The following is a 13,102-nucleotide window of genomic DNA, read 5'->3' on the forward strand; positions in this document are numbered from 1 at the left end:
CGGCGGTCTTGGCTTCCTCGGCCCTGAGGACGGCGCGGCCGTCCGACACCGGCGCGCCGTAGCTGCGCAGAAGGGCCTTGGCCTGGTATTCGTGGATGTTCATCGCTGATCCCCGTTCCATTCGGTCTGGCCCGCTCATCGCATGGGAGAGGCCCGTGACGAAGCGATAAATGCGGGAAAACCCGCCCGGAGGGGATAATTCGACATTTTGTGATCACGGCTCGAAAAAGTGTGATCACAAAGTCGAAAACCCGATTCGCGCAGGCCGAGATCAGTTGAAGTAGAGCGCGAAGCCCCCGGCGTTTCCGGCCGTCAGCCGCTCGAACGCGCGCCAGCTCTGGGCGCTGATGCGCGGGCCCTTCGCGGCATAGGGGTAGGCGCCCTTGCCGTGGATCCATTCGAGGATGTCGATGGGCGCGGGATCCTCGATATAGGCGGAAAGGTCGATCCCGTAGCCCGGCGGCAACAGCGGATGCGGCACGAGGAGCCGGCCGTCGAGCACCGCCTCGGCATCGGCGAGGATCGCTTGCCAGGCCTCGGCCACGCCGGGCGGCAGGGTCACCGGCAGCGCGGCGCTCTGAGACGGGTTCGGGATCCATTCGCGGTCGTCGTCGGTCTCGGCGGTGAGCGCGGCCCAGAACCGCCGGTTCTCGGCGATCATCGCGCGCCAGTCGTCGCGGGCGGCGGCGAGCCGCGCGGGGTCGGGTTGCTGGCGGAGCGCGGTGAGGACGACGAGGAGCGTGTCGAACTCGGGCTCCATGCCGGGCTTCGGCAGGGTGTCGCGGCCGGGCAGCCTGGCCTTGGCCGACTCGAGTTCGGCGCGGATCATCTGCTGGTCGCGGAAGAGCGCGTTCCGGGCCTCGTTCAGGGTGCGAAGCTCCTCCAGAAGCGGGTCAAGTTCGGCCTTGAGCGCCTGTTTCGCGGTTTCGTCGGTCGCCGTGTGCATGGCTTCGACGAGTTCCCGCTGGCGCTCGCGCAGGGGCTTGAGCTGGTCCTCCAGCGGTTCCAGCCGCGCGTCCAGATCGCGCCGTTGCGCCTCGAGTGCGGCGATATCGGCCGCCACCTGGTCCATGTCGTAGAAATTCTCGATCTCGGGCGCCTCCGCCAGCGCAGCGCGGGCGCGGGCCATGTCCTCGAGCGCCGCGGTCGGGTCGAAGGCGAGGAAGAGGTTGCCGAAACCGCCGAGCATCCGGGTATAGGCCATGAGCCAGGCGTGATCGGCCTCGTCGAAGCGGATCGTGATCGGGGCGGCGAGCGTGCCGTCCTGCAGCGCGATCCGGCCGACCCGGCCGAGCACGATCGGGGCGAGAAGCTCCACCGCGCCCTCGCCGGCGGCGCGCTGGCCATCGGCGTTCAGATCGAACCAGAGGTCCTGCAGCGTCAGCTCGAAGGGCTGGGCTTTGGCGCCGGCGGCGGACAGGGTGGCGCGCGCCCGGTCGAGATCGGCGAGGAAGGTCTCGACGATCCGCGACAATGTGTCGGGCGCAGCCAGCTTGGGGCGGGGGTTGATGTCCACCACGGGCCCGATGCGGAAGACCGGCACCATCCTGAGGTTCTGCCCGACCCCGTATTCATAGCGCGTCTGCAGCGCCTTCTCGACCGCGCGGAGGGTTTGCAGCATGCCGAGCTCGAATCCATGCGTCTCCGCCTCGCCCGCCAGCGCGTCGATCCGCGCCTGCAGACCGGGGGGCGTCTGGCTCTGGGCCGGGGAGAGGCCGGCCATCGCGAGGAGGCCGCCGAGAACGATCGGGGGGAATAACTTGCGCATGGGCTCAACACCTTGGGTCAAAACAAAAGCGCGGGCCGGTGACGGCCCGCGCTTCAGGAGATTTCAGTTTCGGCCCGAGGTCAAGCCAGCGACGGGTCGATCCCCTTGCAGGCGGCGACGAGGCCCTTCACCGCATCGACCGACTTGTCGAACATCGCCTGCTCGTCGTCGTTGAGCTTGATGTCGACGATGCGCTCGACGCCGCCGGCGCCGAGGATCGTCGGCACTCCGACATAGAGCCCCTTGAGGCCAAAGGCACCGTCGACGTAAGCCGCGCAGGGCAGCAGCCGCTTCTGGTCCTTGAGATAGGCTTCCGCCATCTCGATCGCCGAGGCGGCGGGGGCGTAGAAGGCCGAGCCGGTCTTCAGGAGCCCGACGATCTCTGCGCCGCCGTCACGGGTGCGCTGGACGATGGCGTCCATGTTCTCCTGCGTGGTCCAGCCCATCTTGACCAGATCCGGCAGCGGGATGCCGGCGACGGTCGAGTAGCGCACCAGCGGCACCATCGTGTCGCCGTGGCCGCCGAGCACGAAGGCGGTGACGTCCTTCATCGAGACGTTGAACTCGAGGCTGAGGAAGTGGCGGAAACGCGCCGAATCAAGCACGCCGGCCATGCCGACGACCTTCTCGGCCGGCAGGCCCGAGAACTGCTGCAGCGCCCAGACCATGGCGTCGAGCGGGTTGGTGATGCAGATCACGAAGGCGTTCGGGGCATGGGTCTTGATGCCCTCGCCCACCGACTTCATGACCTTGAGGTTGATGCCCAGAAGATCGTCGCGGCTCATGCCGGGCTTGCGCGGCACGCCGGCGGTGACGATGCAGACGTCGGCGCCGGCGATGTCGCTGTAATCATTGGCGCCCTTGAGCTTCGCGTCGAACCCTTCGACCGGACCGGACTGCGCGATGTCGAGCGCCTTGCCCTGCGGCGTGCCTTCGGCGATGTCGAAGAGGATGACGTCGCCGAGTTCCTTGATCGCGGCGAGATGGGCGAGGGTGCCGCCGATCTGCCCCGCGCCGATGAGGGCGATCTTGGGTCTGGCCATGATTTGTCTCCGGGTCCAGGTGAATGTCGCGGCATTGGGTAGCCCCTCGCGGCCTTTCGCGCAAGTCCGCTGCGCTGCGGCATCGCGAGATTGCTTTGCGCCGGGCGACCCATCGGCTATGCCGGGCGACATTGTCGGGCGGGGTTCCGGGTGATGGAAGGCGGCGTCTTCTGGGCGGTTGCAGTGCTGGCGGCGGTGCTGGTCGGGCTGTCGAAGGGCGGGCTGCCGGTGGTCGCGATGCTCGGGGTGCCGGTCTTGGCTCTCGTGGTGCCGCCGGTGACGGCGGCGGGGCTGCTCTTGCCGGTGCTGATCGCCTCGGATGTCTTCGGGCTCTGGGCCTACCGCCGCGTCTTCGACCGGCGCGTGCTCGCGATCCTCACGCCGGCGGCGGTCCTCGGCATCGGCTTCGGCTGGCTGACGGCGGCGCAGGTGTCCGAGCGGCTGGTGACCGGGATCGTCGGCGCGATCGGGCTTGTGTTCGCGCTGAACCTCCTGCTGCGCCCCGCGCCGCCGGCGGCCCCCGGACCGGCGCGGGTCGGGCCGGGGCTCTTCTGGGGGGCGGTCGCGGGCTACACGAGCTTCGTCAGCCATGCCGGGGCGCCGCCGTATCAGGTCTACGTGCTGCCCCTGCGGCTGGAGAAGGCGGCCTTCGCCGGCACGGCGACGGTGTTCTTCGCCTTCGTCAACGCGGTGAAGCTCGTGCCCTACTGGGCGCTCGGCCAGCTCTCGCCGGCCAATCTCGGCGTCGCGGCGGTGCTGATGCTGCCTGCCGTTGCGTCGGTCTTCGCCGGGGTATGGCTGGTCCGGGTGATCCCGACGGAGCTCTTCTTCCGGCTGGTGACCTGGGCGCTCTTGCTGATTTCCCTGAAGCACCTCTTGTCGGTGGTCTGACGGGCGTCAACGGTGATTGCCGGGTGCGGACGGGCCGGTGCGCCGAAGGCGTACTCGGTGGCGAGGATCACCCCAACGAAGCCGAGCGACAGGGCGAAAAGCTGCTGTTTCATGGGCGTCCCTTCCTATGGCCCGCGCTTCCGGCGGGCGGTGACGGGGCGATCCTGCGCCGCGATGCGGTAAATGTGGTTAACCCGGCGCGCGCCCGCGTTCCGGTGCCGGGAATCTGCTAGGATCGGTCCCGTGCAACATCGGAGGGACAGATGGGCAACGACCGGATCGACCTCAGATCGGACACCGTGACCGCGCCCGGCGAAGCGATGCGCGCCGCGATGGCCGCCGCCCCCGTCGGCGACGACCAGTACGGCGAGGATCCGAGCGTCAACCGGCTCCAGCAGGTCGTGGCCGAGCGGCTCGGCAAGGAGGCCGCGCTCTTCGTCGCGAGCGGCACGATGGCCAACCAGATCGCGCTGAAGCTCCTGACCCGGCCCGGCGACGAGGTGATCGTCGGGCAGGAGGTGCATGTCGCCTGGCACGAGACCGGCGCCGCGCCCGCCAATGCCGGGGTGCAGTTCGCGGCGATCGGGAGGGGCGGGCTCTTCACCGCCGCCGATCTCGACGCCGCCTTCAAGCCCGCGGGCCATGTCGTCTACCCGCCGACCACCCTCGTCGTGGTCGAGAACACCCACAACCGCGGCGGCGGCATCGTCTTTCCCCAAGCCGAGGCCGAGGCGGTCTGCGCCCGCGCCGCCGCGCTCGGGATGGCGAGCTATCTCGACGGCGCGCGGCTTTTCAACGCGGCCTGCGCGACCGGGCTGGCGCCGGAACGGCTCGCCGCGCCCTTCGACCTCGTGTCGATCGCGCTCTCGAAGGGGCTCGGCTGCCCGATCGGCAGCGTCATCGCCGGGCCGGCCGAGACCATCGCCCGTGCCATCAGGATCCGGCGGATGCTCGGCGGCGCCTGGCGGCAGGCCGGGATCGTCGCCGCCGCCGGGCTCCACGCGCTCGACCACAACATCGACCGGCTCGCCGAGGACCACGCCAATGCGCGGCTGATCGCCGGGGCGCTGGCCGGGGCGAAGGGGGTGGCGCTCGACCTCGCGACGGTGCAGAGCAACATCGTCGTCTTCGACCTCGCGCCCGGCGCGCCCGACGCCGCGACCCTCGTGCGGCGGGCGGCGGAGCGCGGGGTGCTGCTCGTGCCGTTCGGGCCGCGCCGGGTCCGCGTCTGTACCCATCTCGACGTGAGCCGAGAGGCCTGCGCCGCGGCGGCCGGGATCCTGTGCGAGCTTCTCGCCGCCTGACCGGCGGGTTTTCGCGGTCGCGAAGAAATTTCTGCGCTGCGGCATTTATGGGCTTGCGGAATCTGCCGGGAATGTGGTCATTTGCGAAATAATATTGCGAGGAGAGTTCGATGCCCCTTTCCGACGACCGGATGCGCCCCTACCGCTCGGTGCTCTACATCCCCGCCGCCCGCGAGCGTGCGCTGGAAAAGGCGCGCGAACTGCCGGCCGACGCGATCATCTTCGACCTCGAGGACGCGGTGGCGGCCGACGAGAAGGACAATGCCCGCGCGCTCCTCGCCGGTGTGCTCGCCACGGCCGATTACGGCACCCGTGCGAAGATCGTGCGGATCAACGGGCTCGACACGCCCTGGGGGCGCGAGGACGCCGCCGCCTTCCGGGGCGCGAAGGTCGACGCGATCCTCATCCCCAAGGTCGGTTCGCCCGCCGATGTGGATGCGGTGGCCGCCCTCATCCCCGACGTACCGCTCTGGGCGATGATGGAGACGCCCGCCGGCATCCTCAACGCCGCCGCCATCGCCGCCCATCCCCGGCTCGCCGGGATGGTCATGGGGACCAACGACCTCGCCAAGGAGCTCGGCACCCGCTTCCGTCCCGACCGCGAGCCGATGGTGGCGAGCCTCGGGCTCTGCCTTCTGGCCGCCCGCGCCTTTGGCCGCATCGCCATCGACGGCGTCTACAACGCCTTCAAGGACGATGACGGATTGCGGGCCGAATGCCGCCAGGGCCGCGACATGGGCTTCGACGGCAAGACCGTGATCCACCCCGCGCAGATCCCGGTCGCCAACGAGGAATTCGCCCCCTCCGAGGCCGAGATCGAGCTCGCCCGCCGCCAGATCGAGGCCTTCGACGCCGCGCAGCGCGCCGGTCAGGGCGTGGCCGTGGTCGACGGCAAGATCGTCGAGAACCTGCATGCCGTGACGGCAAGGCAGATCCTCTCGCGCGCCTCGGCTATTGCGGAACGCGCGATTTAGGGGAAACTGCGGCCCGGTTTCCCCGGCGCGCGAGGTGCGACATGCAAGTGATGATCCTTGGCCTGGTCCTCTGGACCGTGGCGCATCTCTTCAAGCGGGTGGCGCCCGGCCTCCGGGCGCGGCTCGGCGTCCTGCCGGGCAAGATGCTGGTGACCGTGCTCTCGATCGCCGCGCTTGCGCTGATGGTGATCGGCTACCGCCGCGCCGGGGTCGATCCGGTCTACACCCCCTGGCCCGGCATCGGGCATCTCAACAACCTCCTGATGCTGATCGCGGTCTTCCTGATCGGCGTGCCGCATTCGAAGGGGATCGTGAAGACGAAGCTGCGCCACCCGATGCTGCTCTCGGTGGCGCTCTGGGCGGTGGCGCATCTTCTGGTGAACGGCGACATGGCCTCGGTCGTGCTCTTCGGCTGGCTGGGGCTCTGGGCCCTCGTGTCGATGGCGCTGATCTCGTCGCAGGAGCCCTGGACGCCGCCGGCAACCGGCAAGCTCCGCTCCGACCTGATCGGGGCCGCAATCACGCTCGTCGTCTACGCGCTGATCGCGGGCGCGCATTACTGGCTCGGCTACAGCCCGTTCCTCGGGACCTACGGATGAAACTCTACCGCTTCCTCTCCGACGACGACACCTCGGCCTTCTGCCACAAGGTCACCGCCGCGCTCAATCGCGGCTGGGCGCTTCACGGCGCGCCGACCTACGCCTTCGACGCCGCGAAGGGCGTGATGCGCTGCGGACAGGCGGTGGTGAAGGAGACGGCGGGCACCTACACACCTGACATCAGACTGGGCGAGCAATGAAGACCAATCCGGGCCGTTTCTTCGAAGACTACACCCTCGGCGAGGTGATCGCCCATGCCGTGCCGCGCACCGTCTCGGGCGGCGAGCGGGCGCTCTACCACGCGCTCTACCCGGCGCGGGGCGCGCTCTATTCCTCGGACGAATTCGCGCGGGCCTCGGGCCTCGCCGCCGCGCCGATGGACGACCTCATCGCCTTCCACACCGTCTTCGGCAAGACCGTGCCCGACATCTCGCTCAACGCCATCGCCAATCTCGGCTATGCCGAGGGCCGCTGGCTGAAGCCGGTCTGGCCCGGCGACACGCTCCGGTCGGAATCCGAGGTCATCGGGCTGAAGGAAAACTCGAACGGCAAGTCGGGCGTCGTCTATGTCCGCACCCGCGGCCTGAACCAGGCGGGCGAGGCGGTGATGGAATACGTCCGCTGGGTGATGGTCAGGAAGCGCGACGCGAGCGCGCCCGCGCCCGAGACCGTGATCCCCGCGCTCGCGCCCGCCGTCGCCGCCGCCGACCTGGTGATCCCCGAGGGGCTCGATTTCTCCCGCTACGACTTCACGCTCGCCGGTGAGCCGCACCGCTGGGGCGACTACGCGATGGGCGAGCAGATCGACCACGTCGACGGCGTCACCGTCGAGGAGGCCGAGCACATGCTCGCCACAAGGCTCTGGCAGAACACCGCCAAGGTGCATTTCGACGCCACCCAGCGCGAGGACGGCAAGCGGCTGATCTACGGCGGCCATGTCATCTCGCTCGCCCGCGCGCTCTCGTTCAATGGCCTTGCGAATGCTCAGGTGATCGTCGCCCTCAACGCCGGCGCCCATGCCAACCCCTGCTTCTCCGGCGACACCGTGCGCGCCTGGTCGGAGGTGCTCGACAAGGCCGAAACCGCGGCGCCGGGCGTCGGCGCGGTCCGGCTGCGGCTCGTGGCGGTGCGCCACGGCGCCGAGCCCTTCGCGCTCAAGGGCGCGGACGGCAAGTACCTGACCGACGTGCTCCTCGATCTCGACTACTGGGCCTTGATGCCGATGTGATCGGATCGCGATGGACCGGAACGGGCAGGCGCTGCTAAACTTCGGCCATGACACGGTTTCGCGCCGCCCTCGCCGGGGCCCTGAGCCTCGTCGCCCTCACTCCGGCGCAAGCCGGGGCCTGCGAACTCGCGCTTCTTCTTGCGGTCGATGTCTCGGGCTCGGTCGACCGGCGCGAATACGCGGTGCAGATGCGCGGACTGGCCGAGGGGCTGCGCGATCCGGTCGTGACCGAGGCGCTCGTCCGGGGCCAAGCGGTGGTCGCGCTGATGCAATGGACCGGCGCCTCGCGTCAGGACCTCACCATCGGCTGGACCAAGGTCGGCTCCGTTGCCGACCTCAAGGCGCTGGCCCGCCGGGTCGAGACCGCGCCGCGGATCTGGACCGAGTTCTCCACCGCCATCGGCGAGGCCCTGAGCTTCGCCACCGACGTCGTGATCGACGCACCAGCCTGCCGCCGCCGGGTGATCGACATCTCCGGCGACGGGCGTTCGAACGAGGGCGCCGAGCCCGCCGAGATCCGCCCCGACCTCGAGGCGCTGGCGATCACCGTGAACGCGCTGGTGATCCGCGGCGACGACGAGGGCCTGCCGGACTATTTCGCGCAGAACGTGATGACCGGCGGCAATGCCTTCGTGGTCACGGCCGAGGATTACGACGAGTACCCCGAGCGGATGCGCCGCAAGCTCCGCCGCGAGACCGAGCGGCAGATCTCGGCGGACGAGGACGCAACGATCCGCCCGGCCGCGCTGCGCTGAGGGCCGCTCCTCGCCTCAGCCTTGGGCCGCAGGAAGCGCCATCTCCGCCATCCGCTCCATCAGCCAGCTGCGGAACGCCCGCGCCGGACGGCGGAGCGTGCCCGGATCGGGATAGATGAGGTGGTAGTATTCCAAGCCCGGCACCGCGACGCCCGGCAGGCAGGGCACCAGCCCCTGCGCCCGCACGATCGGGTCGCTCGCCGGCGCGCGGGCGAGCGCGATCCCGGCGCCGTGGCCGGCCAGCGCCGCCGCCATCACCGTCGAATCCACCATCACCACCCGCGCCCCGGCGCCGAGGAGCCGCAGGCTCTCGAACACATGCGGCCAGCCGGCGCGGTGGGTCGCGACCTCCAGCAAAGGATGCGCCAGAAGGTCGGCCGGGGCCTTGATCCGCGCCGCGATCTCAGGCGTCGCCACCGGGTAGAGCACCTCGCCGATAAGCCGGTCATGGGCGCGGCCGAAGGCCGAGGGCGCACCGAAGATGATCTTCAGGTCTGAAAAGGCATGGGTGAAGTCCTCGACCGCGTTGCCCGTGGTCAGGGTGAGCGCGATATCGGGATGGCGGGCGGTGAAATCGGTGAAGAGAGGCGCCAGCACGCCTTGCGCGAAGATATGCACCGCCTGGACGTAGAGCCGCTCCTCCCGCGCCCGGCCGAAGAGCCCCGCCGTCGAGGTCTCCAGCGAGACGAGCGACATCTGCACCGAGGGCAGGTAGGCCCGCCCCGCCTCGGTCAGCCGCACCGCATGCGCGTGCCGGGTGAAAAGCGGCATGCCGAGATGGCTCTCCAGCGCCTTGACCTGCTGGCTGACGGCAGGGGGCGACATGTTCAGCTCCGCCGCCGCGCGGGCGAAGCTTTCGGTCCGAGCCGCCGCCTCGAAGACGCGGAGCCAGTTCAACGAGGGGATGCGGGTGCGGTCCATGCGGGGAGGATAAGCTCAGCTTAACCTGACCGGCAAGAGATACCGTTCTGAACTTTGGCGCATCCGCGTTAGCGTTCCCCAACGCGACGGACAGGAGACTGCGATGTGTGTGCCCTTGATCGAAGGCCGCCTCACGGAGGCCGAGAAGGCGAGATACTGGGAGGACGGCTATCTCTTCCCGATCCAGGCGATTCCGGCCGAAAAGGCCCGCGCCTGGCGCTCGGAACTGGAGACAATCGAGCATGACTGGCTCGACGCCGGCCTGCCGCTGCCCTTGAACACCTACAAGCGCGTCAACGCCAACTGTGTGCTGCCGTTGGCGCACCGGATCGGCACCGACCCCGCGATCCTCGACATCGTGGAGGGCATCCTCGGGCCCGACCTCCTGATCTACGGGGTGGAGTTCTTCGTCAAGGAGCCGCGCACCAAGCATAAGGTCTCGATGCACCAGGACCTGACCTACTGGGGCCTCGGCGCGATCGACGGCATGGTGACGATGTGGCTGGCACTCTCGCCCGCGACCCGCGCCTCGGGCTGCATGGAGTTCGTGCGCGCGAGCCACCTCAACCCGATCCTGCCGCACGAGGACACCTTCGCCGAGGACAACCTCCTCTCGCGCGGACAGGAGGTCAAGGTCGACGTCGCCCCCGAGGACCGGGTGCCGATCGAGCTCATGCCCGGCCAGATCAGCCTCCACCACGGGCTGACGATCCACGGCTCCGGCCCCAACACCACCGACGACCGCCGCATCGGCGCCGTCGTCCGCTACGTGACCCCGGAAATCGCCCAGCTTGTCGGCGACAAGGACTACGCGATGCTCGCTCGCGGCGCCGACCGGCTCGGCAACTTCATCAACTACGCCGCCCCCACGGCGAACTTCACCCCCGCGAGCCTTGCGCTCTACGAGGAAATCCGCTCCGCTCAGGCCAAGTTCCTGATGCATGGCACCACCAACGACAAAGGTCTGTACGCAGAGGCACGCTAATGGAAAAAGTCAGCTTTACCCAGATGAAGGACGGCACGAAGGAAGAATACGAATTCCTCACCGCCCACGAGATCGACCACACCAAGCACACCGCCGACCGGCTGCTGACGGCCCTCGTCGACCTCGACAAGAGCCTCTCGGGCTACCAGATCACCCGGCTCGGCCATTCGGTGCAAAGCGCCACCCGCGCCTGGCGCGACGGCGCCGACATCGACTGGGTGGTCTCGGCCCTCCTCCACGACATCGGCGACATCTACGCCCCCTACAATCACGACGAATACGCCGCGACGATCCTGAAGCCCTTCGTCCGCGAGCAATGCTCCTGGTGCGTCCAGACCCACGGCGACTTCCAGATGCTCTACTACGGCCACCATCTCGACGGCTTCGACCAGAACAAGCGCGAACGCCACCGCGGCCACCCCTATTTCGACGACTGCGCCGAGTTCTGCGAACGCTGGGACCAGGCGAGCTTCGACCCCGACTACGACGACCTGCCGCTCGAATTCTTCGCCCCGATGGTCCGCGAGGTCTTCGCCCGCAAGCCCTACGACCCGAAGGTCATCCGCCGGGGCGAACGGGTGCCCTTGACGGATGCGAAGGTCGCCGCCGAACGCTGACGGGGCATATGGGCAAGCCGCGCGATGCGGACGGAACGCCGCCCGGCCCTTGCCAAACCCCGCCAACGCGGCTATAGGGCGCCACTCGAATACCCCGCGAGGCCGGCCAAGTGGCATTGCCGAGTCGCGCGTTCACTCTGACGAGGAGATGGAAATGCCCAAGATGAAGACCAAATCGGCCGCCAAGAAGCGGTTCAAGATGACGGCCTCGGGCCGCGTCAAGGCTGGTGTCGCCGGCAAGCGTCACGGCATGATCAAGCGCTCGACGGACTTCATCCGCAAGGCGACCGGCACGATGCTGCTGGCCGACGCGGATGCGAAGATCGTCAAGAAATACATGCCGTACAACCGCTGAGGAGAGTGACCCATGTCCCGCGTTAAATCCGGCGTCGTCACCCACGCCCGCCACCGCAAGGTGATCAAGAAGGCGAAAGGCTACTACTCGGCCCGTTCGCGCAACTTCCGCACCGCCACCCAGGCCGTCGACAAGGCGCAGCAGTACGCGACCCGCGACCGCAAGGCCCGCAAGCGCAATTTCCGCGCGCTGTGGATCCAGCGGATCAACGCCGCGGTCCGGGCGCTCGACGCCGAAATGACCTATTCGCGCTTCGTCAACGCGCTCTCCAAGGCCGGGATCGAGGTTGACCGCAAGGTGCTCGCCGATCTCGCCGTGCATGAGCCGGCGGCGTTCGAGGCCATCGTCGGAAAGGCGAAGGCCGCGCTCGCGTAAACTCTCTCTCCAGAGGGACAGTGTGAACCCCGCGAGTGGCCGGAACGGCCGTCGCGGGGTTTTTCTTTGGCGGCCTTGAATTCGGGGGGCCGTGTGATAGCAGAAGGCCGGTAGCCGCCGGAGGGTCATATGGACGGATTGGACACGCTCAAGGGCAAGTATCTGGAAGGGATTTCCGGGGCGGGGGACGAGACCGCGCTGGAGGAGATCCGTCTTGCCGCGCTTGGCAAGAAGGGCGAGATCTCGCTGAAGATGCGCGAGCTTGGCCAGATGGACCCCGCCGTGCGGCAGGCCGCCGGGGCGGCGCTGAACCGGCTCAAGGACGAGATCGACGCCGCACTTCGCGCGAAGAAGGCGGCGCTGGCGGATGCAGCACTCGACGAGCGGCTGAAGGCCGAATGGCTCGACGTGACGCTGCCGGGGCGGCCGCGGCGGATGGGGACGATCCATCCGGTGAGCCAGGTGACCGAGGAAGTCACCGCGATCTTCGCCGACATGGGCTTTGCCGTGGCCGAGGGGCCGCAGATCGAGAGCGACTGGTACAATTTCGACGCCTTGAACATCCCGCCCGAGCATCCCGCGCGGCAGGAGCATGACACGTTCTTCATGGCGCGCGCGGAAGGCGACGACCGGCCGCCGCATGTCTTGCGCACCCATACCTCACCGGTGCAGATCCGGGCGATGCAGACCCACGGCGCGCCTTTGCGGGTGATCGCGCCGGGCCGGGTCTACCGGATGGACATGGACCAGACCCACACGCCGATGTTCCACCAGGTCGAGGGGCTGGCGATCGACCGCGATCTCTCGATGGCGAACCTGAAATGGGTGCTGGAGGAGTTCTGCCGCGCCTTCTTCGAGGTCGACACAGTGGAACTGCGGTTCCGCGCCTCGCATTTCCCCTTCACCGAGCCCTCGGCCGAGGTCGATATCCGCTGCTCCTGGGAGGGCGGGCAATTGAAGATCGGCGAGGGCGACGGCTGGATGGAGATTTTGGGCTCCGGCATGGTGCATCCGAAGGTGCTGGCGGCGGGCGGGATCGACCCGAACGAATGGCAGGGCTTTGCGTTCGGGCTCGGCATCGACCGGCTGGCGATGCTGAAATACGGGATCCCGGATCTGCGGGCGTTCTTCGAGAGCGACCTCAGGTGGCTCAGGCATTACGGCTTTGCCGGCCTTGATTTGCCGACGGTGCATGGGGGGTTGAGCAGGTGAGTGACTGGCCATCCGTAATAATATGGATTCTTGGCGCTGTCGTTTTTGTTGCCATTTTTGTTAGTAACGCTACGA

Annotated in this window: 15 protein-coding genes; 12 read left to right on the forward strand and 3 right to left on the reverse strand. The window is 68.4% G+C overall.

Annotated elements, in window-relative coordinates; translation table 11 throughout:
- Positions 1 to 271: 271 nt before the first annotated feature.
- Together OM960_RS14320 and mdh are read right to left on the reverse strand one after the other, a co-directional pair.
- Positions 272 to 1,768, reverse strand: coding sequence for a hypothetical protein (locus tag OM960_RS14320; RefSeq protein ID WP_264772426.1), 1,497 nt, complete (start codon positions 1,766 to 1,768; stop codon positions 272 to 274).
- 80 nt (positions 1,769 to 1,848) lie between these two features.
- Positions 1,849 to 2,811 carry a malate dehydrogenase gene (mdh, locus tag OM960_RS14325; RefSeq protein WP_263337368.1) on the reverse strand — a complete coding sequence of 321 codons (963 nt, stop codon included), beginning with the start codon at positions 2,809 to 2,811 and terminating at the stop codon, positions 1,849 to 1,851.
- 153 nt (positions 2,812 to 2,964) lie between these two features.
- Between mdh and OM960_RS14330 the strand changes: the two genes are divergently transcribed.
- From OM960_RS14330 to OM960_RS14360, 7 genes are all read left to right on the forward strand, one after another.
- Complete coding sequence (locus OM960_RS14330) at positions 2,965 to 3,702, forward strand: sulfite exporter TauE/SafE family protein (protein ID WP_264772427.1); 738 nt, start codon at positions 2,965 to 2,967, stop codon at positions 3,700 to 3,702.
- A gap of 263 nt (positions 3,703 to 3,965) precedes the next feature.
- Positions 3,966 to 5,006 (forward strand): threonine aldolase family protein, encoded by a 1,041-nt coding sequence (locus tag OM960_RS14335; RefSeq protein WP_264772428.1) that lies wholly within the window; start codon positions 3,966 to 3,968, stop codon positions 5,004 to 5,006.
- A gap of 131 nt (positions 5,007 to 5,137) precedes the next feature.
- The gene (locus tag OM960_RS14340) at positions 5,138 to 5,980 is read left to right on the forward strand and encodes an HpcH/HpaI aldolase/citrate lyase family protein (protein ID WP_264772519.1); all 843 of its coding nucleotides are present in this window, start codon (positions 5,138 to 5,140) and stop codon (positions 5,978 to 5,980) included.
- Between the two features lie 41 nt (positions 5,981 to 6,021).
- The gene (locus OM960_RS14345; RefSeq protein WP_264772429.1) at positions 6,022 to 6,579 is read left to right on the forward strand and encodes an NnrU family protein; all 558 of its coding nucleotides are present in this window, start codon (positions 6,022 to 6,024) and stop codon (positions 6,577 to 6,579) included.
- On the forward strand, positions 6,576 to 6,779 hold the full coding sequence (locus OM960_RS14350; RefSeq protein WP_263337358.1) for a DUF1737 domain-containing protein: 204 nt from the start codon (positions 6,576 to 6,578) through the stop codon (positions 6,777 to 6,779). The genes OM960_RS14345 and OM960_RS14350 overlap by 4 nt, the downstream gene beginning before the upstream one ends.
- Positions 6,776 to 7,807 carry a MaoC family dehydratase gene (locus OM960_RS14355; protein WP_264772430.1) on the forward strand — a complete coding sequence of 344 codons (1,032 nt, stop codon included), beginning with the start codon at positions 6,776 to 6,778 and terminating at the stop codon, positions 7,805 to 7,807. Before OM960_RS14350 ends, OM960_RS14355 begins: the two co-directional genes overlap by 4 nt.
- 47 nt (positions 7,808 to 7,854) lie before the next feature.
- Positions 7,855 to 8,562: a DUF1194 domain-containing protein gene (locus OM960_RS14360; RefSeq protein ID WP_263337354.1), complete on the forward strand. Its 708-nt coding sequence runs from the start codon at positions 7,855 to 7,857 to the stop codon at positions 8,560 to 8,562.
- Between the two features lie 15 nt (positions 8,563 to 8,577).
- On the opposite strand, the gene OM960_RS14365 is transcribed toward OM960_RS14360, so the two are convergent.
- Positions 8,578 to 9,483 carry a LysR family transcriptional regulator gene (locus OM960_RS14365; RefSeq protein WP_264772431.1) on the reverse strand — a complete coding sequence of 302 codons (906 nt, stop codon included), beginning with the start codon at positions 9,481 to 9,483 and terminating at the stop codon, positions 8,578 to 8,580.
- Between the two features lie 103 nt (positions 9,484 to 9,586).
- On the opposite strand from OM960_RS14365, the gene OM960_RS14370 reads away from it, so the two are divergent.
- From OM960_RS14370 to pheS, 5 genes are all read left to right on the forward strand, one after another.
- Positions 9,587 to 10,468 carry a phytanoyl-CoA dioxygenase family protein gene (locus tag OM960_RS14370; protein ID WP_264772432.1) on the forward strand — a complete coding sequence of 294 codons (882 nt, stop codon included), beginning with the start codon at positions 9,587 to 9,589 and terminating at the stop codon, positions 10,466 to 10,468.
- The gene (locus OM960_RS14375) at positions 10,468 to 11,085 is read left to right on the forward strand and encodes an HD domain-containing protein (protein ID WP_263337348.1); all 618 of its coding nucleotides are present in this window, start codon (positions 10,468 to 10,470) and stop codon (positions 11,083 to 11,085) included. Before OM960_RS14370 ends, OM960_RS14375 begins: the two co-directional genes overlap by 1 nt.
- A 154-nt stretch (positions 11,086 to 11,239) precedes the next feature.
- Positions 11,240 to 11,440 (forward strand): 50S ribosomal protein L35, encoded by a 201-nt coding sequence (gene rpmI / locus OM960_RS14380; protein WP_263337345.1) that lies wholly within the window; start codon positions 11,240 to 11,242, stop codon positions 11,438 to 11,440.
- Positions 11,441 to 11,452: 12 nt separating this feature from the next.
- Complete coding sequence (gene rplT / locus OM960_RS14385) at positions 11,453 to 11,815, forward strand: 50S ribosomal protein L20 (RefSeq protein ID WP_263337343.1); 363 nt, start codon at positions 11,453 to 11,455, stop codon at positions 11,813 to 11,815.
- Positions 11,816 to 11,944: 129 nt separating this feature from the next.
- Positions 11,945 to 13,027 (forward strand): phenylalanine--tRNA ligase subunit alpha, encoded by a 1,083-nt coding sequence (pheS, locus tag OM960_RS14390; RefSeq protein WP_263337341.1) that lies wholly within the window; start codon positions 11,945 to 11,947, stop codon positions 13,025 to 13,027.
- Positions 13,028 to 13,102 lie beyond the last annotated feature (75 nt).

The sequence above is a fragment of the Defluviimonas salinarum genome, assembly GCF_026013545.1.
GTDB lineage: Bacteria > Pseudomonadota > Alphaproteobacteria > Rhodobacterales > Rhodobacteraceae > Albidovulum > Albidovulum salinarum.

Excerpts from the sequence above, each read along its gene's own strand:
- OM960_RS14360 (WP_263337354.1), top strand. The coding sequence starts at position 7,855 with ATGACACGGTTTCGCGCCGCCCTCGCCGGGGCCCTGAGCCTCGTCGCC.
- OM960_RS14365 (WP_264772431.1), bottom strand. The coding sequence starts at position 9,483 with ATGGACCGCACCCGCATCCCCTCGTTGAACTGGCTCCGCGTCTTCGAG.
- rplT (WP_263337343.1), top strand. The coding sequence starts at position 11,453 with ATGTCCCGCGTTAAATCCGGCGTCGTCACCCACGCCCGCCACCGCAAG.
- OM960_RS14330 (WP_264772427.1), top strand. The coding sequence starts at position 2,965 with ATGGAAGGCGGCGTCTTCTGGGCGGTTGCAGTGCTGGCGGCGGTGCTG.
- OM960_RS14350 (WP_263337358.1), top strand. The coding sequence starts at position 6,576 with ATGAAACTCTACCGCTTCCTCTCCGACGACGACACCTCGGCCTTCTGC.
- OM960_RS14345 (WP_264772429.1), top strand. The coding sequence starts at position 6,022 with ATGCAAGTGATGATCCTTGGCCTGGTCCTCTGGACCGTGGCGCATCTC.
- OM960_RS14355 (WP_264772430.1), top strand. The coding sequence starts at position 6,776 with ATGAAGACCAATCCGGGCCGTTTCTTCGAAGACTACACCCTCGGCGAG.
- OM960_RS14320 (WP_264772426.1), bottom strand. The coding sequence starts at position 1,768 with ATGCGCAAGTTATTCCCCCCGATCGTTCTCGGCGGCCTCCTCGCGATG.
- OM960_RS14370 (WP_264772432.1), top strand. The coding sequence starts at position 9,587 with ATGTGTGTGCCCTTGATCGAAGGCCGCCTCACGGAGGCCGAGAAGGCG.
- pheS (WP_263337341.1), top strand. The coding sequence starts at position 11,945 with ATGGACGGATTGGACACGCTCAAGGGCAAGTATCTGGAAGGGATTTCC.
- rpmI (WP_263337345.1), top strand. The coding sequence starts at position 11,240 with ATGCCCAAGATGAAGACCAAATCGGCCGCCAAGAAGCGGTTCAAGATG.
- OM960_RS14375 (WP_263337348.1), top strand. The coding sequence starts at position 10,468 with ATGGAAAAAGTCAGCTTTACCCAGATGAAGGACGGCACGAAGGAAGAA.
- OM960_RS14340 (WP_264772519.1), top strand. The coding sequence starts at position 5,138 with ATGCGCCCCTACCGCTCGGTGCTCTACATCCCCGCCGCCCGCGAGCGT.
- mdh (WP_263337368.1), bottom strand. The coding sequence starts at position 2,811 with ATGGCCAGACCCAAGATCGCCCTCATCGGCGCGGGGCAGATCGGCGGC.
- OM960_RS14335 (WP_264772428.1), top strand. The coding sequence starts at position 3,966 with ATGGGCAACGACCGGATCGACCTCAGATCGGACACCGTGACCGCGCCC.